Below are 23,479 nucleotides of genomic sequence, written 5' to 3' on the forward strand. Positions count from 1 at the left end.
CGCTTGATGCGATAAGACGAGCCGCACGCCGCCGAGCCGCCACAAAGACACTGAAGGAGAACACGCGATGCCCCGCTTCGCCGCGAATCTGACGATGATGTACCCCGAACACGCGTTCCTCGACCGCTTCGCCGCAGCCGCGAGAGACGGCTTCGAGGCAGTCGAATTCCTGTTCCCGTACGACTTTCCCGCCGCCGATATTAAGGCGCGCCTGACCGACAACGGCCTGACGCAGGCGCTTTTCAACGCGCCGCCCGGCGACTGGGCGGCAGGCGAACGCGGCATCGCGTCGTTGCCGGGGCGCGAGGACCAGTTCCGGAAAAGCATCGACAAGGCGCTCGAATACACGGCCGCGCTCGGCAACAAGAAGCTGCACGTGATGGCCGGCCTCATCGCGCCGGATCAGCCGCGCGACGAGCACGGCGCCGTCTATCTGCGCAATCTCGAATACGCGGCGAAAACGGGGCAGACGGCGGGCGTCGGCATCGTGATCGAGCCGATCAACACGCGCGACATCCCCGGCTTCTTCCTGAATCGACAGGACGAGGCGCAAGCCATTTGCGATGAAATCGGCGCGCCGAATCTGCAAGTGCAGTTCGACATCTATCACTGCCAGATCGTCGAAGGCGATATCGCCGTGAAACTCAAGCGCGACATGAAGCGGCCGAACGCCGGCATCGGGCACATTCAGATCGCGGGCGTGCCGGACCGTAACGAGCCGGATATCGGCGAGCTGAACTACCCGTATCTGTTCGAACTGATCGATTCGCTCGGCTACGACGGATGGATCGGCTGCGAATACCGGCCGAGAGCGGGCACTTCCGAAGGTCTCGGCTGGCTGAAGCCTTATCTGTGATGCGTGTGATGCGTTCCGGAGCGACGACATGAAAATACTGATCACGGGCGGCGCGGGCTTTCTCGGCCAGCGGCTCGCCAAGCGGTTGCTTGAGCGTGGGACGCTCGACGGCCAGCCGGTCACCGAAGTGCTGCTGCTCGACGTGGCGCGTCCCGCCGACGCGCATCTGCTCGCCGACCCGCGCGTGCGCGCCGAGACCGGCGATATTGCGGAGCGCGCCGTGCTGGAACGCTGCATCGACGGCGAGACGCGCGCCATCTTCCATCTCGCGGCCATCGTCTCCGGCCAGGCCGAAGCAGAGTTCGATCTCGGCATGCGCATCAATCTGGACGCGTCGCGCACGCTGCTCGAAGTCTGCCGCGCGTCGGGGCACGCGCCGCGCGTCGTGTTCACGAGTTCGGTTGCGGTCTATGGCGGCGTGCTGCCGGACATCGTGCAGGACGACACGGCGCTGAACCCTCAAACGTCGTATGGAACGCAGAAGGCCATTGCGGAACTGTTGCTCTGCGATTACTCGCGGCGCGGCTTCGTGGATGGCCGCGTGCTGCGGCTGCCGACCATCAGCGTGCGGCCGGGCAAGCCGAACGCGGCGGCGTCGTCGTTTGCGAGCGGCATCATTCGCGAGCCGCTGAACGGCGAACGCTCGGTGTGTCCGGTGGACGGCGAAACGCGGCTGTGGCTGCTCTCGCCGAAGAGCGCCGTCGATGCGCTGATCGCCGGCTGCGAGATCGACCGCGCCGAGTTCGGCATGCGGCCGATCATCAATCTGCCGGGGTTGTCGGTGAGCGTGAACGAGATGGTCGCGGCGCTGCGCGAAGTGGCGGGCGACGAAGCGGCGTCGCGCATCGACTGGCAGCGCGACGAGCGCATTGCGAAGATCGTCGCAAGCTGGCCGGGCGCGTGGGATACGTCGCGCGCCCAGCAATTGGGACTGACGGGGGACCGGTCGTTCGCTGAGGTGATTCGCGCTTATATCGAGGAAATGCGCGGGTAGCGGGGCAAGACGGCGAACTTCATGCGGGAGCGGCGCGGCAGAACCGTCGGGTGATGCAGCCGCCGACCTCTTAGCCGCGCTCGTCGCGTGAAGCTCGCGCGAACCGCACACTGTTTAGCGCCAGGAGCGCAAACGCGCGCAGCCAATTCAAAGGAGCGGATAGCTAACGCCATCGCGCTCGGCATGCCGCGCACGTGTCACGCTTACATCCTTATTTCCGCGCTACACTCCTCTCTTCAGTGTGACGAAGGCCGCAGTGGATCACGGGCGTCGCACGCCCGTTTCTCCCTCGCTCGCGGCCGGATTGCCGCCTTCGCCGCGCTCGCGGCAAGCGCTTCGGTCACGTCAGAACGCCATCGCGCACGCGGGAGATCCCATGTTGCTCCACCAGCTAGTCGATCGTTTCGGCCCGGCGATCGTTTTCATCAACGTCATGGGCTCCGCGCTCGGGCTGCCCGTGCCCGCCATGCCGACGATGATCATCGTCGGTGCATCCACCGCGCTCATGGCCGTGAACGGCGGAGCGTTCTGGCCGCCGCTCGTCGGCGTGCTCGCCGTCGCTGTGCTGGGCGGCGTGCTGGGCGATCTCGTCTGGTTCCAGGGCGGGCGCAAGTACGGCGACCGCACGCTCAAAACCATCTGCAAGCTGTCGCTTTCGCGCGATACCTGCGTGAAGAAGACCGAACGCTTCTTCGGACGCTGGGGCGTGCGCATCCTTCTCGTCGCGAAGTTCATCCCCGGTTTGTCGCTCGTGTCGGTGCCGCTCGCGGGCGCGATGGGCGTGCGGTTGCGCAGCTTCGTCCTGCACGACGGCGCGGGCGTCGCGTTGTGGAGCGCGGTCGGCCTCTCCGTCGGCGTGGTGTTCGCGGCGGAACTGGAAATGGTCTTCGCGATGATCTCGCGGCTCGGACGCCAGGCGGTGATCGTGGTGGCGGTGCTGCTCGCCGTCTACGTGACCTACCGCTGGTGGCGCCGCCGCGCGCTCATGGCGACGCTGGAGAAAGCGCGCATTTCGGTGGACGATCTGTACGCGCTGATGCACGGCGATCCGCTGCCCGTCATCTTCGATATCCGCTCGGCGGAAAAGCGGATGCTCGACCCGTACGTGATTCCGGGCGCGCTGTTCGCGGACGAGCGCGAGTTGCAGAAGATCATCGAGAACTACGACAAGGAGCGCAAGCTCGTCATCTACTGCTCGTGCCCGAACGAAGTGTCCGCCGCATGGATGGCGAAGACGCTGCGCAACGCGGGCTTTCGCGACGTTCTTCCGCTCACGGGCGGCCTCGACGCATGGCGGCTCGCCGGCTTCGAAGTGGCGAAGCTGACCGAGTTCGGCGAAATCGTCGCGGCGACGCCGGAGGAAGCGGAGCAGATGGCCAATACGTGCTCGCTGCCGATGGTGCGAGATGCGGCGTCGCCCAACACACCGTCCGCCAACATAACGTCGGCGCCCCTGCATGAACCCGGCTTACCTCACGGAGATCACGCATGAGCACCACCCCGAACAGCGATCACGCCACGCAGATGCCGAACGTCGTGGCGTGGAGTCCGGGCATGCCGCCGCCGGACGATTCGGGCACGCCAGCGCCGGCCGCGGCCGCGCCCGAAGCGGAGAGCGCGCCGTTCTCGCCGCTGCAAACGCGGGCGCACCAGATGTTTCCGCGTCTCACCGACGACGAGATCCAGCGCATGTCCCGCTTCGGCAAGGCGGCGCGCTGGCGCGCGGGCGAGTGGATGTTCCGCACGGGCGAAGTCGGGCGCGGCATGGTGGTCATACTGAAGGGACTCGTGCGCGTCACCCGGCGCGATGCGCTCGGCAAGTCGCATATCGTCGTCGCACACGGCGCGGGGCACTTTCTCGCGGAAGTCGCGCAGCTTTCCGGCAAACCGTGTCTGGTTGACGGCATGGCGGCCGAGGATGTCGAAGGCATCGTGATCCCGCCCGAACGGCTGCGCGCGCTGCTCGTCGCCGAAGCGGAACTGGGCGAGCGCATCATGCGCGCGCTGATCCTGCGGCGCGTCGGGTTGATCGAGAAGGGCAGCGGGCCCGTGTTGCTCGGCCAGGCGGACGATGGCCGGCTCATCTCGCTGCAAGGCTTCTTCCGGCGCAACGGCTATCCGCACACGGTCATCGACGCGAGCACGGACCCGGACGCCATCGCGCTTTTGGAGCGCATCTCGGCCTCCACGGCGGATTTTCCGCTCGTCATTTGTCCGGACGGCACGGTGTTGCGCGCGCCCGACGAGAACCAGGTGGCGACGCAGCTCGGCTGGCTGCCCGAGTTCGACTCGAGCCACGTCTACGATGTCGCGATCGTCGGCGCGGGGCCGGCCGGTCTTGCGACGGCGGTTTATGCGGCGTCCGAAGGATTGTCGGTGGCGGTGTTCGATTGCCGCGCGCCGGGCGGGCAAGCGGGCGCGAGCTCGCGTATCGAAAACTATCTCGGCTTTCCTACCGGCATTTCCGGTCAGGCGCTCGCGGGGCGGGCGTTCGTGCAGGCGCAGAAGTTCGGCGCGCACATCGCCATTCCGACGCGCATCAAGGCGCTGCATTGCGGCGAGTCGCCCATTCAAATCGAACTGGAAAACGGCACGCGCGTTGCCACGCAGACGGTCGTGATCGCGTCGGGCGCGGCGTACCGGCGGCCGGCCATCGAAGGGCTGGAACGTTACGAGGGCCGTGGCACCTACTACTGGGCGTCGCCGGTCGAGGCGAAGCTCTGCAAGAACGCGGACGTCGTACTGGTGGGCGGCGGCAATTCGGCGGGGCAGGCGGCGGTGTATCTCGCATCGCACGCGCGCCACGTCGACGTGTTGATTCGCGGCGCGAGCCTCTCGGCGAGCATGTCGCACTATCTGGTGGAGCGCATCGGCTCGTTGCCGAACGTGACGGTACGCACGCATACGCAGATCGTCTCGCTGGAAGGCGATGACCGCATGCTCACGGCCATCAACTGCAAGACGCCGGATGGACCGCTCAAGCTCGAATCGCGGCATCTGTTCCTGTTCACCGGCGCGGACCCGAACACCGACTGGCTGCGCGATTGCAGCGTGAATACGGATGCAAAAGGATTCGTGCTGACCGGACCCGAGGCGCACGAGGGACGCACCGAAGGCGTGATGGGACTGGAAACAAGCGTGCCGGGCGTGTTCGCCATCGGCGACGTGCGCTCCAGTTCGACCAAGCGCGTGGCGGCGGCCGTGGGCGAAGGCGCGGCGGTCGTCTCGCAGATCCACGCGTTGCTGGCGCAGCGCGAAGTGGCGAGCGTCGCGGGGACGTGAGCGCTTGGCCAGGCGCGCTCAGGCTTCGGCGGGAAAGCGCAGCGTGAACTCGATCCAGCCGTCGGCCGAGCACTCCGCCGACGCGCTTCCGCCGTGCATCCGCATGATCGCCTGAACGATGGCGAGGCCCAGTCCGCTCGATTCGGTCCATTCGCTGCGCGCTGCGTCGCCACGATAAAAGCGGTCGAAAAGCCGCGCGAGTGCTTCGCGCGGGATCGGCGCGCCGCGATTTCCGACGACGATGCACGCGCCCTCGGCATCCGCGTGGCCGGACAGACGCACGACGCTATCCGGCGTCGCATACCGCACCGCGTTCACCACGACATTGCCGATAGCGCGGCGGCACATGATCGCGTTGGCGTGCATGTCGCCGGTTGCGTCGATATCGAACGTGATGCGGCGTTCTTCCGCGATGCCTTCGAAATACGCCGCGATGCTCTGCAATTCCTCGCGTATGTCGAGACGCTCGCGCTCGATGGCCTGCTCGCCGTGATCCGCTTGCGCGAGAAACAGTATGTTCTGCGCGATGCGCGCGAGCCGCTCCAGTTCTTCGAGATTCGATTCGAGCACGTTGCGATATTCCGGCGCGCTGCGCGCGTGCGCGAGCGTCACCTGCGTCTCGCCGATCAACACGCCGATGGGCGTGCGCAGTTCGTGCGCGAGGTCCGCCGAGAATTGCAGCAGGCGCTCGTAACCGGTTTCCAGACGGTCGAGCATGGCGTTGAACGACGCGGCGAGGCCCTGCAATTCAGTCGGCGCATGCGCCACGTCGAGACGCGAGGACAGGCGGTGGGGCGTGATCTCGGCGGCTTTGTCGGCCATGAGCTTGAGCGGTCGCAGGCCGCGGCTCGTGGCCCAGTACGCCAGCAACATCGCGATGAGCGCCGCGCCGATCATGTTGACCCACACGCGAACGAGGTACGTGGACAGCACGCGCGCTTCCTGCGTCATCACATGCGCCGCGATGATCTCGACCACTTCGCCGCTCTCGCCGATGCGCGCCTGCGCGCCGATCCAGCGCATGCGCACGCCGTCGGCGCGGGCGCCTTCGTACAGATCGTCGAGCCCGATCGCGCGGTCGACCGGCACGATATGCAGCGGCGGCAATGGCATATGATCGGGATTGACGTTGATGAACGCCGCCGATCCGGCGCGCCGGAAAATGATCACGTCCTGCCGGTCGCCGAGCATGGTTTCGAAGAGCCGGGGGCGCGCTTCGATCTCGTTGATCGTATAAAGATCGTGCAGCAGCGAGCGAAAATGCTCCACGCGTCCGATCAACTGATAATCAGCGCGCGTGGACAGCGCCGAGTTCGTCGCTTGATACAGCGCCACGCCGACCATGCCGACCACGATCCACACGATGGCTGCGAACGACAGCGCGATGCGCAGTGCAAGCGAGCGCGAGCGCGGAATCAAGCGCCGGTTCAAGCGTCCTCTCCGAACGAATAGCCGATGCTGCGCACCGTGTGAATGAGCTTCGGCTCGAACGCGTTGTCGATTTTCGCGCGCAGGCGTTTGACAGCGACATCGACCACATTGGTGTCGCTGTCGAAGTTCATGTCCCACACTTCGGATGCGATGAGCGTGCGCGACAACGCTTCGCCGGGATGCTTGCAGAACAGATGCAGCAGCGCGAACTCCTTGTTGGTCAACACGATGTCGATGCCCTTGCGCGTGACTTTGCGGCGCAAGACATCCACATGTAGATCGGCGATCTGAAACGTATCGGACTCGCGCATCACGCCGCGACGCAGCAGCGTGCGAATGCGCAAGACCAGTTCGGTGAAGGAGAACGGCTTGACGAGATAATCGTCCGCGCCGAGTTCCAGTCCGTGAATGCGGTCCGTGACGTGATCGCGCGCCGTGAGAAAAATGACAGGCAAGTCACGTTTCGCGCGTAATGCGGCCATGACTTGCCATCCGTCGATGCCGGGCAGCATGACGTCCAGCACGATCAGCTCGTACGGGTTGGCGAGCGCCTGATGCAGGCCGTCCGTGCCGTTGCGCACGAGGTCCACCTGATAGCCGGACTCGATGAGCCCTTTTTTCAGGTAGTCGCCGGTCTTGCGGTCGTCTTCGATCACGAGGATGGTCATGCGCGCGAGCTTCGTTATCAGGTTGACGTGATTCTATCGAGCGTCTGCCTTGTTCCGCCGCAAATGACAAAAACGTCATGGAGACGTCATCGATCGATCAGCGCGAGGCCGTTAGCATGCGTCCATGCTCGATCATCGACCCGCGAGGCACTACGTGCAAGAACGAACACTTCGGCCGGTTCAGCCGCTCTGGTTGCGCATCACGCATTGGGTGAATGCGCTCGCCATTCTCGTGATGGTGACGAGCGGCTGGCAAATCTATAACGCGTCGCCCATCTTCAAGGCGCTCACGTTCTCGCCCGCCATCACGCTCGGCGGCTGGCTCGGCGGCGCGCTTCAGTGGCATTTCGCGGCGATGTGGCTGCTGGTCGCGAACTTTATCGTCTATCTCGCGATGAATGTGGCGACCGGCCGCCTGTGCCGCCGCATGTTTCCGTTGAGCATCAAGAGTGTCTTCAGCGATGCGTTCGCCGCGCTGCGCGGCAAGCTCGGCCACGACGATCTCACGCATTACAACGCGGTGCAGAAGCTCGCGTATCTCGCGGTGATCGTGGATATCGTCGTGATCATTCTGTCGGGGCTGGTCGTGTGGAAGTCCGTGCAGTTTCCGTGGCTGCGCACGCTGATGGGCGGCTATGACAACGCCCGCGTCGTACATTTCTTCGGCATGAGCTTTCTCGTTGCGTTTGTCGTGCTGCATGTGGCGATGGTCGCGCTCGTGCCGCGCTCGCTCGTATTGATGATCAAAGGACGTTGACGCCATGCGGATCAGCAAGAACACACTCGACGCCGAGTCCATCATCAAGGACGCCGCGAAGGAACTGAAAGCGCCCGCGCGGCGCCTGTTCGGCAAGCGCATTCTTTCGCTGGGCGGCCTCGTGATGCTGTCCGGCTGCAATATCACCGACGACAGATCCGTGAACGCGATGCTGCGCAAGATTTCGTCGCTGAACGACGACGCGCAGGCGCTGCTCTTCGATCCGAACAAGCTCGCGCCGACCTATCCCGAGTCGATGATCACGCGGCCGTTTCCGTTCAACGCGTTCTATGACATCGACCAAGTGCCGGAAGTGGATCCGTCCGCGTACAAGCTGGCAGTCGGCGGGCTCGTCAAAGGCAAGCGCGTGTGGACGCTCGACGAACTTCACGCGATGCCGCAGGAAAGCCAGATCACGCGGCATATCTGCATAGAAGGCTGGAGCGCGATCGGCAAATGGGGCGGCGTGCGCTTCGCGCATTTTCTGGCGCGCGCCGGCGCGGATACGAGCGCGAAGTATGTCGCGTTCCATTGCGCGGACAACTACTCGACGAGCATCGACATGCCGACCGCGCTGCACGCGCAGACGCTGCTCACGCTGACGTACGACGGCCAGATCTTGCCGCCGAAGTATGGTTTCCCGATGAAGCTGCGCATGCCGACCAAGCTCGGCTACAAGAACCCGAAGCATATCGTCGCGATAACCGTGACTAACGAATACCCCGGCGGCTATTGGGAGAACCAGGGCTACAACTGGTTCGGCGGTTCCTGATCAAACATTGATTCAACGCTTGTCTTTTGTTCAACCACAAGGAGATTGCATGTCGATTCGCATGAAACTCGGCGTCAGCATTGCGGCGCTCGCATTCACGGCTGGCGCGTTCGCGCAGACGCCCGCCGCCAAGCCCACGCGTATTCGCGGCGATATCGTCGCGCTGTCGGGCGACACGCTCACGGTGCATCGCCGCAGCGGCGATACGGTCAAAATCACGGTCAAAGCCGACACGCCGGTGACGGCGCTCAGGAACATCAAGCTGCAGGACATCAAGCCGGGCGAGTTCGTCGGCACGGCGGCGACGACGGGCACCGACGGCAAGCTCACGGCGACCGAAGTGCTGGTGTTCCCGGAAGCGGCGCGCGGCACGGGCGAGGGACATTACGCGTGGGACCTGGGCCCGCAGAGCTCGATGACGAACGCGAACGTCGATCAGGTCGTTCAGGGCACGAGCGGACGTGATCTGAAGCTGTCGTATAAGGGCGGTTCCAGTTCGATCACGGTGCCGGAGAATGTGCCGGTGGTGACGTTCGCGCCTGCCACGCACGATGATTTGAAGCCGGGGAAGAAGGTGTTCGTCGTGGCGAGCCCGGCCGGTGGGGATTTTGCGGCACAGCGGATCGTGGTGGAGAAGGAGGGGGTTGTGCCGCCGATGTGAGGTTGTAGGTTGCAGTGAAGGTGAGCGGCCCGCAGGAGATTCGCGAAGTCCTTGCGGGCGCGCGTGGCTCGCGACCAACTATCGACGTGTCCGTGGAGGGCGTAGTGAAAGGACTGCACGGAACACTTCACTACGTGCGCCTATTTGAGTTGACGCAGGTGCCGAGTCACAAAGCGTCCTCGTTCGTCGTCAGCGAACGCTCGAGTCGTTGCGCACGAGTCGAACTTACCATCGAAAGAAATTCCAGCCGTCGTCCTTCTCTGTGATGCAGCTTCCAGGCGTCAGCGGGGCGTTTTGGATTCCCACGCCGACATATTGGGGCGTGCGAGATTGCACGTCCATGGTGATCTCCACAACTCCGTTCGCGCCAACGTCCCTGAACACGTTCGATAGCACGTACCTTCCATCGGGCAGGATGGAGGAGTCGCTGCCGACGGAGTCGAGCTTCGAGTAGAACTTCGCGTGACCGGTCATGTGCGTGTGACAATGCGCCGAGTCTAGCGTCATGTCGTATGACACGGTCTTGTTGCCTTCACGCCACCCTGCGCCTTTCGCAATTTTGATCTGTGCATTGTACGGGACTTCGCCTTTTGAGGTTAATACGTAGAACTTTTCGCCCGCCTGTGCGGCCGTTATGAAAAGGGCCGGGACGGCTATGCCCAGATAACGAATTACTGATTTTTTCATAGCAAATTTGCTTCGTCGATCCTAATGTGTCGATGCATAAGTCATCGTCGAGCCGTCTACACCGACGATGTGTAGATCATAGTCTTCGTCCTTTTCGACATAGTCTTTCGGGAATCGATAGTCAGTCACCCAGGAGAGTGGCAACGCGCTCTTCGTTACTCCGTGGTTGCGACCTTGATTGCCTCCGAGCGTCGCTAAGCGCTTGTCCTTGGTTCGACCGTTTACGAAAGTGACGTGGTGACCCGTGCCGATCTTTACAACGGCGACTGCGCCATAGGCGGGTTGATTGTTTCGCGTCGGCCGTCCCCACGAGGCTAGGGACGCCGCCGATGCGCTGTTGTTTCCTTCAACGCCGGCCTGCGTCAGACACCAGTTGACGAACGCGGCGCAGTAGGCCAGCTTGTCGTTACGTTGCTTTCCTAGCGAGGTCGCACTGAAATACTCTTCGATGTGTTCGTCCGGCTGTTTGCCCCCGCGACGCCTAACACCCGCTTGGAACTCCTTCTCTGCTACGGCCATCCACGGAGCATGTTGTGAAGAGAAAACTTCGGTCAATGGGTGATCTTGCGTTGCCGTGGTGTTGATGACATGGACCTCGCTGTGTGGGTGCAACTGTGGACCGACCGGTTGGTCCTGCTCGCTGTTGCGCGAAGAGCTTGGATTGCTGTGTTCACTACTTCCGGGCGTGGTCCGGGCATCGTGCGGGCGAGAGGATGCCTGGCTTCGTCCCGACTGCAGCGGCACTTTGATGACCTGGCCGGGAAAAAGGCGGTACGGCGAAGCGATACCATTTAGATGCGCAATGAGCGCGTAATGTGTCCCAATCGAGCGAGCGATCTTGCTGAGCGTGTCGCCCTTGCGGACTTTGTACTCCGTGTACTGCATCTTCGGCGTGGAGGCCGCAGCCGATTCCGTCGTCTTGCTAGGAGAAGTTGGTTGCTCCGTGCGCGCGGGCTCAATTTCGCTCGCTACATGGCGATGCGGCTCCGTCTGTGCATTAACGACGATCGTGGGAGCCGTGATGGTGAGCAGGACCGGTGGCGACGTTGGAACGAGATTCTCTGCGACCTTCGTCCACTTGCGGTCATGGTCAGACCAAACCGAGATCGCAACGGTGCCGCCGGGGAGCGCGGCTTGAACTTGCGCGCGGCCGTCCGCATCCGTGGTGGTCGTCAGAGTTTTCGTGCCTTGCGATGCTTTGATTCTCGTACTGGCTAATGGGGTCTTAGCCGCGTCGAGGAGTTGAACATTTATCGTAGGTAGGCAGCCTTTGCAGCCTTCTTTTTTGGCTTCTGCGACCGCCTTCTGCATGGTGCGGCCTTGAAAAACATCGACGATGTGTGCCGCGTACGCTGGGTCTGTCGCATACTTGGCCTTTTGCAGAGCATCGGCTTCTTTAGCGAGATCGCCGCGCACGTCGTCGTCAAACAGGCCAGCAGTCTTGTAGCGCGGTTGCGACGCCAGGAAGCTCTGTCGGTCGCGCAGGCTTTCCAATATCGATGGATAGACTCGGAAAGGTGCGTTGACCCACTCCGTCGCCCCGCCTGGTGTCACTTCCCATACTCTGTGGACGGTCGATTCTCCCGTCCAACTGGCATCGGCCTTGATATTGAAAACGTTATTGGTTCCGGGCAGAATCTTTTCTCCCCACCCCGTTTCCTGCGCAGCTTGTGCGAGAATCAATTCCCACGAACAGCCCTGTTCTGCCGAGACTTGTCGAGCGGGGCAGTAAAGGCTTTTTATGAAATTGATCTTGTCTTCTTGGCTGTAACTCATTTCTTAACACTCAAAAGCCGTCGTGCATTAGCGACAACATTCCATCTTTTTGTTTCATTACCGCTGCCCAGCCGCTGTCGGTGAACCGCGCTACCACTATGTAACCTGGAAGTTCTCTGACTAACTTGGTGGTCCTATGCTTGACGTCTATCAAAAAAAGTTGGCCTGTCGCCTCTTGATTGCACGCAGCGCCAAGTAGGTACAACGTATCGCCGCTACCGCCGATGGCTTTTATCTCGCAGAGGGGGTTAGCTGTAGAGAACGTTTGAGCAACTTCTCCCTTGGCATTGACGACTGCCACTGTCATGTCATTCGGAGTGAGACCTACGTATAAATCCCTTCCGTCGCTCGCAAGTAACGATTTCTCGGACCTTGTCTTGGGTGGAGAGACGTATGTTGACCACGAATAGCGACCGGTCCGCAGGTCAACGTCAGAAAACGCGAACGCCTGTCGTCCGGCTGCGTTCGCTACCGTGTCCGGCAGGAACTCACCAGCAATGCGGAGGCTTCCTTGTCGGAGACTGGCCTCCGAATTGGGTGCGAAAGCGCCATGCGGTATCGTCACGCTGTGCGTGAGCTTCAACGTTGCGTCGAACTGCTGGACGTACATACTGAAGCGTCCTTGACTGTCGAGCGCGCTATTGGCGCCGCCGATGACAGATATAGCCGCAGGCGACGCATCTAGCGCAGTCGCCCATTCATCGAAGCCAGCAGAAACTAGTGTCGAAATGCCTAGTTCACCTTTCGGTGATAGCTGGTTGATGAATACCTTCGTTTGATTCAAGGTCGACTCGGAATGCGTGTAGGCTTGCGTCAGCACGTAATATGAGTGACCGTCGGTCGCGCAGCGAACAGCGGAATTACCGATGTAATGATCTGGCGGGGGGAGACGTTGCGCCCAGGCAATCTGCTTAGGAACCACATCGACCAATGTGGCCCAGGCGGTGCGCGACTCGCCGTCGTCGCTTGTCAAATCCCCAGTAATACAGAAGTGGTCGTTTCCAACGGGATCAATGGAGACGGCGGTAAAACCTGTCGGCGCTCTCAAGTCGATTTGCACTGGCGCAGCCGCGGTCGGAAACGAGGCTATCGTAAGCAGTGCGGCCGTGACGGCGGCACCGAGTTTTGGCCATGTAGATGACATCTGAAGTTGATTTCCTTGTCTCGGCGGGGACGCAAGTCTGTGGATGGCGGACGTACCGGGAGCCGAACGTTTTTTTAATACGTCAGAAGCACTCATCGTGGTCGTCGTAATCGAAGACGGCGGCTTCTGGGTGATCCGTGCGGTTCTCTTCGAAGATGAACGGCTCACTGAACTTAAGGACGCTCCACTTCCCATTGGCAACATCCAGAACCGACTTGATCTTAGTCGGAGAGTCGGTGAATATCCGGAGCGTTGAGCCTTGTTTGTCGAGATTCCCGACACCAAGGTTTTCGCCAGCCTCGTTCTGAAAGTAGTATTTGACGAGCTTGTCGTTATACGGACCGAGGGTTGTCTCGTCGACGCGTATCTGCTGGCTGTATTGCCGTTCAGACTGGCTTTCAAAAAATGTCTGCGTCTGCTGGTCGGCGCCGTCGGCCGCTTCTTTGCTCCAGACTGCCGCCTTCTCGAGAATTGCACCCGGCGAGCCATTGACGATTCCGGTTCCATTGATGCGGATGTACGAGCCCCCCGCACCAATCCAGACTTCCTCAGACGCAGTGATCACGACCTTTCCGTTGACGCTGGTCACCGCCACGTCCTTGAGGGCAGTCAGTGCGATCTGGTCACGTTGAGACTGGATTTCGACGTTGCCCTTGGCGGCTACAAGCCGTATTCCCAATTGTTGCGCGAACATTGAGATAGCTCCGCGGATCGATGCGAAAAACGATCGGCCGGAAGACAGACTCACGTCTCGGCCAGCCGTCACCGCATGATCTTGCTGACTGGCAATGTGTGTGCTTTCAGTCGCCGTTGTCGCGATGCCCGCGCTGCTTGCCAATACGAAATCGGGTCGCGCCAATTCAGGCAGCCGTCCAGGCAGATCCGCCGCGGCGCCACAGATAGCACTGACTTGCGTTCCTATCGCGGACGCAATGTCGTCAAGATGTCCAAGCTGTTGGTGTGCTTTGTGCCGAACTCCAAGCTCATGCAGCGTTTGGTGTTGCGCGCTCGCTTCCGTCAGTCGCAGGACGGGTTCCTCCATGGCCTTGGCGGGAGCACTTGCGCCGTTGCGCGACTCCGTGGTGACCAACAGCCCTTTGTTCGCCCGCACTACGCCGTGTGCTTCTGTGGCAAGCTCGAACCCTTCGCCTCGCGCTTCTTTGCGACCCGCGTGACCGTCGATACGCGTGTTGTAACCCAATACGAGGCGTGACTGTGCGTGGTCGCTCGCCACCTGCACTTGCAGCTTACCCGGCGTGTCGTCCGTCACGATGCTGTTAGCGGAGGCGCCGTTTAGCTCCTGACTCCGCCAGCCCGAGAGCGCATCGTTCTTAGGTAAAGCCCATGGAAGCTGGTGAAATTCGGTAGTGTGCTCGCATGACACGTACGGGCGATCGGGATCGCTGTCGTGATACCCCACGGAGACCATGTGGCCGACCCGCGGCACCCAGACCGCTCCGTGGTTTTGACCTTGCCACGGCGAAGCGACCTGCAGCCAGCAACTCGCGGCTTGATCTTTCTCGCGACGACGGTCCCAGACGAAATGTACCTTCACTCTGCCAAACGCATCGGTCCAGATCGGCTCATCGCCATATCCGGTCACCATTGCTGTCTCCGAGAAGGCGCGGGGCTTTTTTGCCGTCTGTGGTGTGCGGTAGAAGACGTTCGCCGGTTGTGCTGTGAACGACGTTTCACATGTGTACTGCTGCACGGCTACGCTGTTTTGCGTGACCGTGTCGTTATTGACAATCTCCATCTCGGTAGAAATCACGAGATACTCTCCGTCGCCGGGTTTGAGCGGATAGTCTCTGAGATGAAAGGTGTGACCTGTCATCAAGCCTCGGAGATTGCCCTTGCCCTTTGCACGTAAGCTCTGGCAACGATTGGCATCGACTTTGATCCTCGCGAGGTGTTCGGCCTCGCACTTGTAGTCGTTCGGCTCGCCGTAAATCCCCATCGCGTCGGCGAGCGGTTGCGAGTAATCGCCCCAGCCGTAGTGCTCCGCGTTATCGAAGACTCGCTCGCTATGATCAGATTGCTGCGCAGTCAGCTTCGCGAGCGATCGGGTGTAGTCGTAATCCACCAGCGATACCCTGCCGGTCGTGAGTTGGCGAGCCACGCGGAACTCATGTATGTGTTCCTCGTCAATGCGTTGCGCGTTTCGGTCAAGATATCGCACCGTCTCATATGCGGGGCCGTGCTTTCTGAATGCTGCGGGTGAGTCGCAGAGAACTAGCGTGATGCCATCGAAGAAGTAAGTGATGCCCCATTCTTGCCAAAGTCTGTCGAGCAGGGCGAAGTCGCTTTCCCAATACTGGCGCTGATAATCGCGCTTCGGGTAGGCTCCGCCACCGCCGGGACCGGCCAAGCGAAGTTCATATGGAAAAGGATAGGCGTCGAGGACGTCCTGCGTGATCTGTACGATGTCCTGTCCAAGCCAGATACGGCTATCCTGATTGAGCGTCGATATAAACAGCCACGGCCTGACCTTCAGACTGTAGCGGGCACGTCGTTCGTTGCTGCCGACACATTCCGCGGCCGTGACGAGTCCCGTTATTCTTCGCACATCGGCGCCAATGTTGCGGCAGTCTTCATTGCCGGCTTGGCCTTGTACCCACGTGCCGTTGCCCTCGACTGCAATTGAAAGCGTGACTTCTTTGCCAATCAAGGAATCTAGGTCGACGAGCGCGTGAACATCCGACGCGAGTAAACGCGGATCATCGATTGTGACAAGATCCACGTCATATTCGTACAAGCGACCGAGTTCTTCGCTTCCCCTCACGCGAGCAACGGCGAAAAGCGGCTTCCCCGCGAAGCGTGGCAGCGATGCGCCCGACAAATCGAGGGTTCGCGGCTGAGTGAACCACGACGTCTGAATATTTGTTTCCATAGAAGTAAATCAGAAGGCCGCGCGGCAACCTCGGCGTGGCGGCCATTGAGCGATGTCGCCGCGCTGCTTTGAACGGAGCACAGTTGTTGTGAACGAACTGTCCGAGATATGGCGAGCAAGATAACGCTCGAGCACTAGCCCTAACGTATAGGGGCTGCCGTTGAAGGCGGTCTCGTCGATCGTTAATTTGCATTCGATACCCCTTCCATACGGCTGATCGAAGCTCCGAGGCAAGCGACGATTAACTGGCTTCGCAGAGGCGCCGATCAGGGCTTCGATCTGGTGTAGATAAGCCGCGTCGTACGCGGTCGCGTAGAGGCGAAGAAGTCGCCGCAGCCCTTCGCCGGGCAGCGTGTCAGGAGTTGGCTCGAATATCAGATAATCCAGGTGAAGCTGGCTATACAGCTGCCACGCACGTTCCCCCAATCCTAGGGGTGGTGTTGAGTTTGTCGGTCGGCGCAAAAGACCGATGCTCCGAACGGGTAATGAATCGTCGACATCGAGATCACTCAGTCCGGTGACAGATAACAGGGACGGCAAATCGCGGTTGGTCAGCAGCGCGTCTACTTTTAAATAGCGCATGCCTTCGGCATCCGGACGTCCTTCGCCATCGACGAGCGAAATGTAAGTACGCGTCTCGGTAAATTGGCGATGGGTACCGTAAGGACGCAGCTGAAGCTGCGGTCGGTTCACCTGGCGGCGCAGCGTGAAATAGCGGTGCGCCTGAGCGGTGTCTTCGAAGTATCTGTCGTGCAACGGGTAGAAGGTGACGCCTTCGGATGTATGCGCTATCTGCCCTTTTGCAAGGCTTACAGAATGCACTTCGAAGTCGTTGGGGTTGGACGGAACCGGTACGAGAAGATGCTCGGCTTTCTTCGGGTCGATGCTGAGGCGTCCGCTGCTACGCGGAAAGAGATTGATAACAGGTGAGCAAAGCAAAGCAAAGTTAGTCGCGTCGACTAAGTTAGCAAGATTTCCAACAGGACGACTCAACAACAGAACGACCTCGGCGTGCTTTCCATGTATACCAGCGAACGCGCGCTTCAAGCCCGTGATGGTGAAAAACCAGAATCGTTGGGGAAAACAGAAATACTCCTGCACGAGGTTGTGCCCATGAAGCTTATGCGGGACGGCGGGCAGAAGGCTGTTTTCCGGTTCAAGCGCCTCGTGGACGACCGCATCGCGGGTAACCGGGTGCAACCGGTCGGACGCAAATTGCCCTGGCGCGCCAATAACGCTTGCTATGCTCGCAGCGTGAATTAGTTCGAATAGGTGTGAGGCGACCGTCTCGTCGCCGGAAAGGTAGATGGGAAGTCGGTCGACACCGTCCAATTCGTTGCAGCAAGCATCGCCGATGATGCGCAGCGTTAATCGCAGCGCGCCTTGCACCTGCGCCCCTGCGGGCACGAATCGGTCTAACGCCGGAATATCCGGCGGAATACCGGTTAGTCGTGCTTCACTGACTTCGAGCGGATAGAGGGTGACATCCTGACTGGTTGTAAACTCACACGCCGTTTGCTCATTGTTCGGAATGCGAGATTTCAATACGCTGCCGCGCGGTAGAGTAACCCCCCGGCGAAGTGTGCCTGTCTTCTCGCCCGGAACGAGACGGGCGATGGACATAGACGGTGTTGGCGTTATGTAGTTCGGGTATGTCGTTTGCAGCAGCGCTTGCGTGAGAAGGCCGAATTCATCGGCAAGACGCATGTCGGCACGCGCGGTCACAAACGACGACGACTGAATCAACCGATCGACATAGGTGTCGTTGATATCGCCGACTTGTATTCCCATGCGCTGGGAGACCTTCTTATGAGTTTCGGCGAACTCGAGCATGAGTTCCCTGTGGCGATGTAGTTCGCGATTGTAGTGGTCAAGCAGACGCGGGTCCATCGCTTCGCCTTAGTTTGCATATGGCGCGAAAGCTCGACGATCAACGGTCAGTGACACCAGGAGAATCACGAGTTCGCGCATTCTTTTAGATTGTTTTTCCTCGAAGATGCGCCTAAGTTTAACCTCGACGAATGGTGAGCAGGTGCAAAGAATCGTGGCATTTGTCGCCTCATGGATCACTATAGTGTGCCAACGGCCGCGCGAGTACCACCTGAGCCGGTTGCAGAAGCTCGAACGCATGCTGCGATACGATGTGTGTCACCGTCGGCTTTCGAAAGAGCATATCGATGGAAATCGACCTGGGCTCGGATGCGAAAGCAGTGCCGCGGCAGCGTTAATATCCAGCGCCGCTGCTAGTCGCGGCACATCGACGAGCCGCAGCTTCGGAGCGTTTGGCAGTGCATACAAGTGTAGTAGTGCAGACATTCGACGAGGAGGGTATCGTTGTGCCTCGACACAGTGTTCACGTCAAGTCCTGTCCTTGACTTGTGCAGTCCGTTATCGACGTATTGGCAGGCATCAAGTCGATGCGGAATGGGTTGAAGCCAATCTGCGCCTGCTGGCGCACGTTCGCGCGACCATGCAAACTCAGTAGTTGATCACGCACCCGAAAAAAAACCCGGCCAAGGCCGGGTTCAATGTTCCCGCGCCCTTTCGGGCGCGGTCACCTGCAAAACGCTTCCGCTTAAGCCGCGAGCAGCGAGCGCAGCACGAACGGCAGAATCCCGCCGTGCTTGTAGTAATCCACTTCGATCGGCGTATCGATACGCAGCAGCACCGCCACGCGATCTTCCTTGCCGTCCTTGCGATGAATCACCAGCGTGACTTCCTGCTGCGGCTTGAAGTCGTCGCCGAGACCTTCGATGTCATAGGTCTCTTCGCCCGTGATGTTGAGCGACTGCACGCTGTCCGAGCCCTTGAACTGCAGCGGCAGCACGCCCATGCCGACGAGGTTCGAACGATGGATCCGCTCGAAGCTGCGCGCCACCACGGCCTTCACGCCGAGCAGTTGCGTGCCCTTCGCCGCCCAGTCGCGCGACGAACCCGTGCCATATTCCTCACCCGCGAAGACGATGGTCGGCGTGCCTTCGTCGATGTACTTCATCGCGGCGTCGTAGATCGACAGTTGTTCGCCGCTCGGCTGGTGGATGGTCAGGCCGCCTTCCACGCGCGTGCCGTCCGCTTTCGGCGGGATCATCAGGTTCTTGATCCGCACGTTCGCGAAGGTGCCGCGCATCATCACGTCGTGGTTGCCGCGGCGCGAGCCGTAGCTGTTGAAGTCGGCCTTCTGCACGCCATTCGCCTTCAGCCACACGCCCGCCGGCGACGTTTCCTTGATCGAACCCGCCGGGCTGATGTGGTCGGTCGTCACCGAGTCACCGAAGATGCCGAGCGCACGTGCCTTCGTCACTGCGGGAATCGAATCGGCCGGCTTCATCGAGAAGTCATTGCCGAAGAACGGCGGCTCTGCAATGTACGTCGACTTCGGCCAGTCATAAACCTGACCGGTTTCGCCCGCGATCTTGCTCCACAGATCGCCTTCCTTCGTGAGCTGAGAATAGTTCTGGCGGAACGTATCGGCATCGAGGGCGAACTTGAGCAGCGCGTGCACTTCTTCGCTCGTCGGCCAGATATCGCCCAGGAACACGTCGCGGCCATCCTTGCCTTGGCCGACCGGCTCGGTCATCAGATCGCGCGTGATGTTGCCGGCGATCGCATACGCGACGACCAGCGGCGGCGATGCCAGGAAGTTCGCGCGGATGTTCGGGTGAATGCGCGCCTCGAAGTTGCGGTTGCCCGACAGCACGGCCGCGGCGACGATATCGTTCTTCACGATCGCGTCGTTCAGTTCCGGCGTCAGGTCTCCCGCGTTGCCGATACACGTCGTGCAGCCGTAAGCGGCCAGCGTGAAGCCGAGCTGGTCGAGATACGGCAGCAGGTTCGTCTTCGTCAGATAGTCGGTGACGATGCGCGATCCCGGGGCGAGCGACGTCTTGATGTGCGGCGCAACCGTCAGGCCGGCTTCCACCGCCTTCTTCGCGAGCAGGCCGGCGGCGAGCAGCACGCTCGGGTTCGACGTGTTCGTGCACGAGGTGATGGCCGCGATCAGCACGTCGCCGTTCTTCACGTCGATGCCGTCCGCCGTCTTGTACGTCGCTTGCAAATCGTCCGGCTTCTTTGCGAAGCCGTTTTCGCCTACCGGCTTCGAGAACAGATCGGTGAACGTGCTCTTCACATTGCCGATCTCGATGCGGTCTTGCGGACGCTTCGGACCTGCGAGCGACGGCGCGACGGTCGACAGATCGAGCGTCAGCGTCTTCGTGTATTCGATGTCGCCGGCCTTCGGCACGCCCCAGAGGTTCTGTGCCTTGAAGTAATTCTCGAACGCCGAGATTTCTTCGTCGCTGCGGCCCGTGCCCCGGAAGTAGTCGATGGTCTTTTCATCGACCGGGAAGAAGCCCATGGTCGCGCCGTATTCCGGCGCCATGTTGCCGATGGTCGCGCGGTCCGGCACCGCGATCGACGCCGTGCCTTCGCCGAAGAACTCGACGAACTTGCCGACGACCTTCTCCTTGCGCAGCATCTCAGTGATGGTCAGCACGAGGTCGGTGGCCGTGCAGCCTTCGCGCAGCTTGCCCTTCAGCTCGACGCCGACCACGTCCGGCGTCAGGAAGTACACCGGCTGGCCGAGCATGCCCGCTTCCGCTTCGATGCCGCCCACGCCCCAGCCGACGACGCCGATGCCGTTGATCATCGTCGTGTGGCTGTCGGTGCCGACGAGCGTGTCCGGATAATAGACGCCGTCCTTCTTGTGAACGCCGCGCGCGAGGTATTCGAGGTTCACCTGGTGCACGATGCCGACGCCCGGCGGCACGACCTTGAACGTGTCGAACGCCTGCATGCCCCACTTCATGAACTGGTAGCGCTCGTTGTTGCGCTGGAATTCCAGCTTCATGTTCAGATCGAGCGCGTTCGGCTCGCGGAAGTGATCGATCTGCACCGAGTGATCGACGACCAGATCCACCGGCACGAGCGGCTCGATGGCCTTCGGGTCCTTGCCCGTGCGCTTCGCCACGCCGCGCATGGCGGCGATGTCGGCGAGCAGCGGCACGCCGGTGAAGTCCTGCAGCACCACGCGCGCGACGACGAACGGAATTTCATCGACGCGGGCCGCGTTCGGCTTCCAGTTCGCGAGCTGCTTGATGTGCTCCTCGCTGATCTTCTTTTCGTCGTAGTTGCGCAGCACGGATTCGAGCACGAGACGAATCGAAACCGGCAGGCGCTGAATGTCGACGTTCAGTGCATTTCCGAGTTGCGGCAGCGAGTAGTACTTGCCTTTGCCGGAGCCGCTGTCGAATTCCTTGAGCGTGTTGTGGAGATTGTGGGCCATGGTTATTTTCCTAGGGCTAAACGAGGAAATAGCTTCGATGCAACGTTTCTGTATGACCGAGTCGATCGACTAAATCACGTACAGATCGACGTATTCATTGACCGGCATTGCTTCCAGCTTTGCCTGGTCCAGCGATACCGCGAGGATCGCCTGCTGTTGCCTGGTGGGAAAGCGCCGCGCGAGGTTCGTCTTGAACTTCTCGACGAGCAGCGGAATGCCGTCCGCGCGGCGGCGCTTGTGTCCGATCGGATAGTCGACCGCGATTTCATCGAGCTTCGTGCCGTCGTTAAACTCGACGGTCAGCGCATTCGCGATCGAACGCTTGTCCGGGTCGAAATAATCCTTCGTGAATTGCGGGTCTTCCACGCATTCCATCTTCGCGCGCAAGGTGTCGATGCGCGGATCTTTCGCCACGACATCTTCGTAATCGGCGGCGGTCAGCCGGCCGAAAATCAGCGGCACGGCGATCATGTACTGAATGCAGTGATCGCGGTCTGCGGGATTATCGAGCGGGCCTTTCTTGTCGATGATGCGAATCGCCGCTTCGTGCGTGCGAATGGTGATCTTCGTAATGTCTTCGACGCCCTTGCCCGCTTCCTTCAGCTTGTCGTGCAGCGTCATGGCCGCTTCCACCGCCGTTTGCGAATGGAACTCGGCCGGAAACGAAATCTTGAAGAGCACGTTTTCCATCACATACGAGCCATACGGACGCTGGAACTTGAACTCGTTGCCCTTGAAGAGGACGTCGTAGAAGCCCCACGTCTTGGCGGTCAGCACGGACGGATAGCCCATCTCGCCGGTTTTGGCGATTAGCGCGAGACGCACGGCGCGCGAAGTGGCGTCGCCCGCCGCCCACGACTTGCGCGAGCCCGTGTTCGGCGCATGCCGATACGTGCGCAGCGAGTGGCCATCGACGAAGGCGAGCGAGACCGCGTTGATCAGTTCTTCGCGCGACAGGCCGATCATCTGCCCGACCACCGCAGTCGATGCGACCTTGACGAGCAGCACGTGATCGAGCCCGACCTTGTTGAACGAGTTTTCGAGCGCGATGCAGCCTTGAATCTCGTGCGCCTTGACCATCGCGATCAGGACGTCTTTCATCGTGAGCGGCTTCTTGCCGGTCGCGACGGCGTTGCGCGAGAGCCAGTCCGCGGTCGCGAGAATGCCGCCGAGATTGTCCGACGGATGGCCCCATTCGGCGGCGAGCCATGTGTCGTTGAAGTCGAGCCAGCGGATCATCGCGCCGATGTTGAACGCGGCCTGGACCGGATCGAGCTGGAATTGGGTGCCCGGCACCTTCGCGCCGTTGGGGACGATCGTGCCGGGCACGATCGGTCCCATCAGCTTGGTGCAGGCGGGGTACGAGAGGGCTTCGAGTCCGCAACCGAGCGTGTCGATCAGGCAATTGCGCGCGGTTTCCAGCGCAAGGGCGCTGTCGACGTCGTAATCGAGAACGTAGTCGACTATGTCGACGAGTACCTTGTCCGGTTCGGGCCGGACATTGGAGATCGGTGCGGACATCGAGGATTCCTGTATTGAATACTGATGTGGCTTATTCCGCCGGCTTGAGCATCAGCGGGTTCTGCTTCAACGCTTCTGCCTGCGTGGGCGCCGTGGCGCCGGCTGCCATCTCGGGCGTCACGCACTCGTCGGCGAGACGCGACGAGTCCTTGTCCGAGAACAGCATCGCCTTCGTCGGGATGACGACGAGGTCCATGCCGGTTGCGGCGTCGTGGAAGCGGTCTGCGCCGGTCGTGGTGTCCTGACGCGGCAGCTTGTAGTCCTTCTTGGCCCAGTTCACCGTGACGATCGCGTCACGCTTCATGTCGCCTTTCAGGTAGAAAGCCATGCCGTCCTTGCAGGACCACTTGACTGAGCCGTCGGGGATCGGGTCCGTCTTCGCTGCCGCAGCCGCTTCGGCCTTGGGCTTGCGCTTGATCAGGCGGCGTGCCGGAGCGGGGCGCTTGGCCTTGGCCGCGCTCGATTCGGTTGTCGCGGCGAAGGCGTCGGCACTCACGAACACGCTCGACGTGGCGAGCGTGCCGACGATTGCAGCGATCAGAAGTTTATTCATCGGTGAAACCTTTCAGAAACATTTGGGTTGAGTGGCGGTTGCTGCGCGGATGGGAGTCGCCAAAACGCGATTTCCGATCGCGCAGCCCGCTATTTTCGCTTATTTATCGGCACGAACTTCAAATTCTCGGGCCCCGTGTAATTCGCGCTCGGCCGAATGATCTTGTTGTCGATGCGCTGCTCGATAATGTGCGCGCTCCAGCCCGA

The 23,479-nt window shown here is 61.0% G+C and carries 17 protein-coding genes and 1 pseudogene; 7 read left to right on the forward strand and 11 right to left on the reverse strand.

The window, feature by feature from the left end; genetic code table 11:
• Nucleotides 1–67 precede the first annotated feature (67 nt).
• The 4 genes from otnI (at nucleotide 68) to NCR37_RS19430 (ending at nucleotide 5,132) form a co-directional block, all read left to right on the forward strand.
• Nucleotides 68–856 carry a 2-oxo-tetronate isomerase gene (otnI, locus tag NCR37_RS19415; RefSeq protein WP_250474457.1) on the forward strand — a complete coding sequence of 263 codons (789 nt, stop codon included), beginning with the start codon at nucleotides 68–70 and terminating at the stop codon, nucleotides 854–856.
• Nucleotides 857–884: 28 nt separating this feature from the next.
• The gene (denD, locus tag NCR37_RS19420; RefSeq protein ID WP_250474458.1) at nucleotides 885–1,850 is read left to right on the forward strand and encodes a D-erythronate dehydrogenase; all 966 of its coding nucleotides are present in this window, start codon (nucleotides 885–887) and stop codon (nucleotides 1,848–1,850) included.
• Nucleotides 1,851–2,229: 379 nt separating this feature from the next.
• On the forward strand, nucleotides 2,230–3,342 hold the full coding sequence (locus NCR37_RS19425; protein WP_250474480.1) for a DedA family protein/thiosulfate sulfurtransferase GlpE: 1,113 nt from the start codon (nucleotides 2,230–2,232) through the stop codon (nucleotides 3,340–3,342).
• Complete coding sequence (locus NCR37_RS19430) at nucleotides 3,339–5,132, forward strand: FAD-dependent oxidoreductase (RefSeq protein ID WP_250474459.1); 1,794 nt, start codon at nucleotides 3,339–3,341, stop codon at nucleotides 5,130–5,132. The genes NCR37_RS19425 and NCR37_RS19430 overlap by 4 nt, the downstream gene beginning before the upstream one ends.
• An 18-nt stretch (nucleotides 5,133–5,150) precedes the next feature.
• On the opposite strand, the gene NCR37_RS19435 is transcribed toward NCR37_RS19430, so the two are convergent.
• Nucleotides 5,151–6,563, reverse strand: coding sequence for a heavy metal sensor histidine kinase (locus NCR37_RS19435; protein WP_250474460.1), 1,413 nt, complete (start codon nucleotides 6,561–6,563; stop codon nucleotides 5,151–5,153).
• Nucleotides 6,560–7,231: a heavy metal response regulator transcription factor gene (locus tag NCR37_RS19440; protein WP_206469105.1), complete on the reverse strand. Its 672-nt coding sequence runs from the start codon at nucleotides 7,229–7,231 to the stop codon at nucleotides 6,560–6,562. The genes NCR37_RS19435 and NCR37_RS19440 overlap by 4 nt, the downstream gene beginning before the upstream one ends.
• Nucleotides 7,232–7,466: 235 nt before the next feature.
• Here NCR37_RS19440 and NCR37_RS19445 point away from each other — a divergent pair, with 235 nt between their 5' ends.
• Genes NCR37_RS19445 through NCR37_RS19455 form a run of 3 tightly spaced genes read left to right on the forward strand, consistent with a single transcriptional unit; the run spans nucleotide 7,467 to nucleotide 9,421 of the window.
• Nucleotides 7,467–7,988 carry a cytochrome b/b6 domain-containing protein gene (locus NCR37_RS19445; protein WP_250474481.1) on the forward strand — a complete coding sequence of 174 codons (522 nt, stop codon included), beginning with the start codon at nucleotides 7,467–7,469 and terminating at the stop codon, nucleotides 7,986–7,988.
• Nucleotides 7,989–7,992: 4 nt separating this feature from the next.
• Nucleotides 7,993–8,760, forward strand: a complete 768-nt coding sequence (locus tag NCR37_RS19450; RefSeq protein ID WP_250474461.1) for a molybdopterin-dependent oxidoreductase — start codon at nucleotides 7,993–7,995, stop codon at nucleotides 8,758–8,760.
• A 49-nt stretch (nucleotides 8,761–8,809) separates the two neighbouring features.
• On the forward strand, nucleotides 8,810–9,421 hold the full coding sequence (locus tag NCR37_RS19455) for a DUF5666 domain-containing protein (protein WP_175940897.1): 612 nt from the start codon (nucleotides 8,810–8,812) through the stop codon (nucleotides 9,419–9,421).
• Between the two features lie 225 nt (nucleotides 9,422–9,646).
• Here NCR37_RS19455 and NCR37_RS19460 read toward each other — a convergent pair whose 3' ends face one another.
• The 9 genes and pseudogenes from NCR37_RS19460 to NCR37_RS19500 form a co-directional block, all read right to left on the reverse strand.
• A complete protein-coding gene (locus NCR37_RS19460) occupies nucleotides 9,647–10,108 on the reverse strand; it encodes a hypothetical protein (RefSeq protein WP_250474462.1) in 462 nt (153 codons plus the stop codon).
• Between the two features lie 21 nt (nucleotides 10,109–10,129).
• On the reverse strand, nucleotides 10,130–11,884 hold the full coding sequence (locus NCR37_RS19465) for a TIGR02594 family protein (protein ID WP_250474463.1): 1,755 nt from the start codon (nucleotides 11,882–11,884) through the stop codon (nucleotides 10,130–10,132).
• Nucleotides 11,885–11,894: 10 nt separating this feature from the next.
• On the reverse strand, nucleotides 11,895–13,028 hold the full coding sequence (locus NCR37_RS19470; RefSeq protein ID WP_250474464.1) for a hypothetical protein: 1,134 nt from the start codon (nucleotides 13,026–13,028) through the stop codon (nucleotides 11,895–11,897).
• Nucleotides 13,029–13,110: 82 nt separating this feature from the next.
• Complete coding sequence (locus tag NCR37_RS19475; RefSeq protein ID WP_250474465.1) at nucleotides 13,111–15,918, reverse strand: type VI secretion system Vgr family protein; 2,808 nt, start codon at nucleotides 15,916–15,918, stop codon at nucleotides 13,111–13,113.
• A gap of 9 nt (nucleotides 15,919–15,927) precedes the next feature.
• A complete protein-coding gene (gene tssF, locus NCR37_RS19480) occupies nucleotides 15,928–17,808 on the reverse strand; it encodes a type VI secretion system baseplate subunit TssF (RefSeq protein ID WP_250474466.1) in 1,881 nt (626 codons plus the stop codon).
• A 685-nt stretch (nucleotides 17,809–18,493) separates the two neighbouring features.
• Nucleotides 18,494–21,199, reverse strand: a complete 2,706-nt coding sequence (gene acnA, locus NCR37_RS19485; RefSeq protein ID WP_250474467.1) for an aconitate hydratase AcnA — start codon at nucleotides 21,197–21,199, stop codon at nucleotides 18,494–18,496.
• Nucleotides 21,200–21,268: 69 nt separating this feature from the next.
• Nucleotides 21,269–22,720 carry a bifunctional 2-methylcitrate dehydratase/aconitate hydratase gene (locus NCR37_RS19490; RefSeq protein WP_250474468.1) on the reverse strand — a complete coding sequence of 484 codons (1,452 nt, stop codon included), beginning with the start codon at nucleotides 22,718–22,720 and terminating at the stop codon, nucleotides 21,269–21,271.
• A 31-nt stretch (nucleotides 22,721–22,751) separates the two neighbouring features.
• Nucleotides 22,752–23,273: a hypothetical protein gene (locus NCR37_RS19495; RefSeq protein ID WP_250474469.1), complete on the reverse strand. Its 522-nt coding sequence runs from the start codon at nucleotides 23,271–23,273 to the stop codon at nucleotides 22,752–22,754.
• An 89-nt stretch (nucleotides 23,274–23,362) separates the two neighbouring features.
• Nucleotides 23,363–23,479: pseudogene (locus tag NCR37_RS19500) on the reverse strand (citrate synthase); the annotation flags it as partial.

This window comes from Caballeronia sp. GAFFF1, from assembly GCF_023630705.1.
In the GTDB taxonomy this organism is placed as follows: Bacteria; Pseudomonadota; Gammaproteobacteria; order Burkholderiales; family Burkholderiaceae; genus Caballeronia.

Coding starts and splice junctions, on each gene's coding strand:
- NCR37_RS19460 (WP_250474462.1), bottom strand. CDS start 10,108: ATGAAAAAATCAGTAATTCGTTATCTGGGCATAGCCGTCCCGGCCCTT.
- NCR37_RS19455 (WP_175940897.1), top strand. CDS start 8,810: ATGTCGATTCGCATGAAACTCGGCGTCAGCATTGCGGCGCTCGCATTC.
- otnI (WP_250474457.1), top strand. CDS start 68: ATGCCCCGCTTCGCCGCGAATCTGACGATGATGTACCCCGAACACGCG.
- NCR37_RS19430 (WP_250474459.1), top strand. CDS start 3,339: ATGAGCACCACCCCGAACAGCGATCACGCCACGCAGATGCCGAACGTC.
- NCR37_RS19490 (WP_250474468.1), bottom strand. CDS start 22,720: ATGTCCGCACCGATCTCCAATGTCCGGCCCGAACCGGACAAGGTACTC.
- NCR37_RS19440 (WP_206469105.1), bottom strand. CDS start 7,231: ATGACCATCCTCGTGATCGAAGACGACCGCAAGACCGGCGACTACCTG.
- NCR37_RS19445 (WP_250474481.1), top strand. CDS start 7,467: ATGGTGACGAGCGGCTGGCAAATCTATAACGCGTCGCCCATCTTCAAG.
- NCR37_RS19450 (WP_250474461.1), top strand. CDS start 7,993: ATGCGGATCAGCAAGAACACACTCGACGCCGAGTCCATCATCAAGGAC.
- NCR37_RS19475 (WP_250474465.1), bottom strand. CDS start 15,918: ATGGAAACAAATATTCAGACGTCGTGGTTCACTCAGCCGCGAACCCTC.
- NCR37_RS19470 (WP_250474464.1), bottom strand. CDS start 13,028: ATGTCATCTACATGGCCAAAACTCGGTGCCGCCGTCACGGCCGCACTG.
- acnA (WP_250474467.1), bottom strand. CDS start 21,199: ATGGCCCACAATCTCCACAACACGCTCAAGGAATTCGACAGCGGCTCC.
- NCR37_RS19495 (WP_250474469.1), bottom strand. CDS start 23,273: ATGAATAAACTTCTGATCGCTGCAATCGTCGGCACGCTCGCCACGTCG.
- tssF (WP_250474466.1), bottom strand. CDS start 17,808: ATGGACCCGCGTCTGCTTGACCACTACAATCGCGAACTACATCGCCAC.
- NCR37_RS19465 (WP_250474463.1), bottom strand. CDS start 11,884: ATGAGTTACAGCCAAGAAGACAAGATCAATTTCATAAAAAGCCTTTAC.
- denD (WP_250474458.1), top strand. CDS start 885: ATGAAAATACTGATCACGGGCGGCGCGGGCTTTCTCGGCCAGCGGCTC.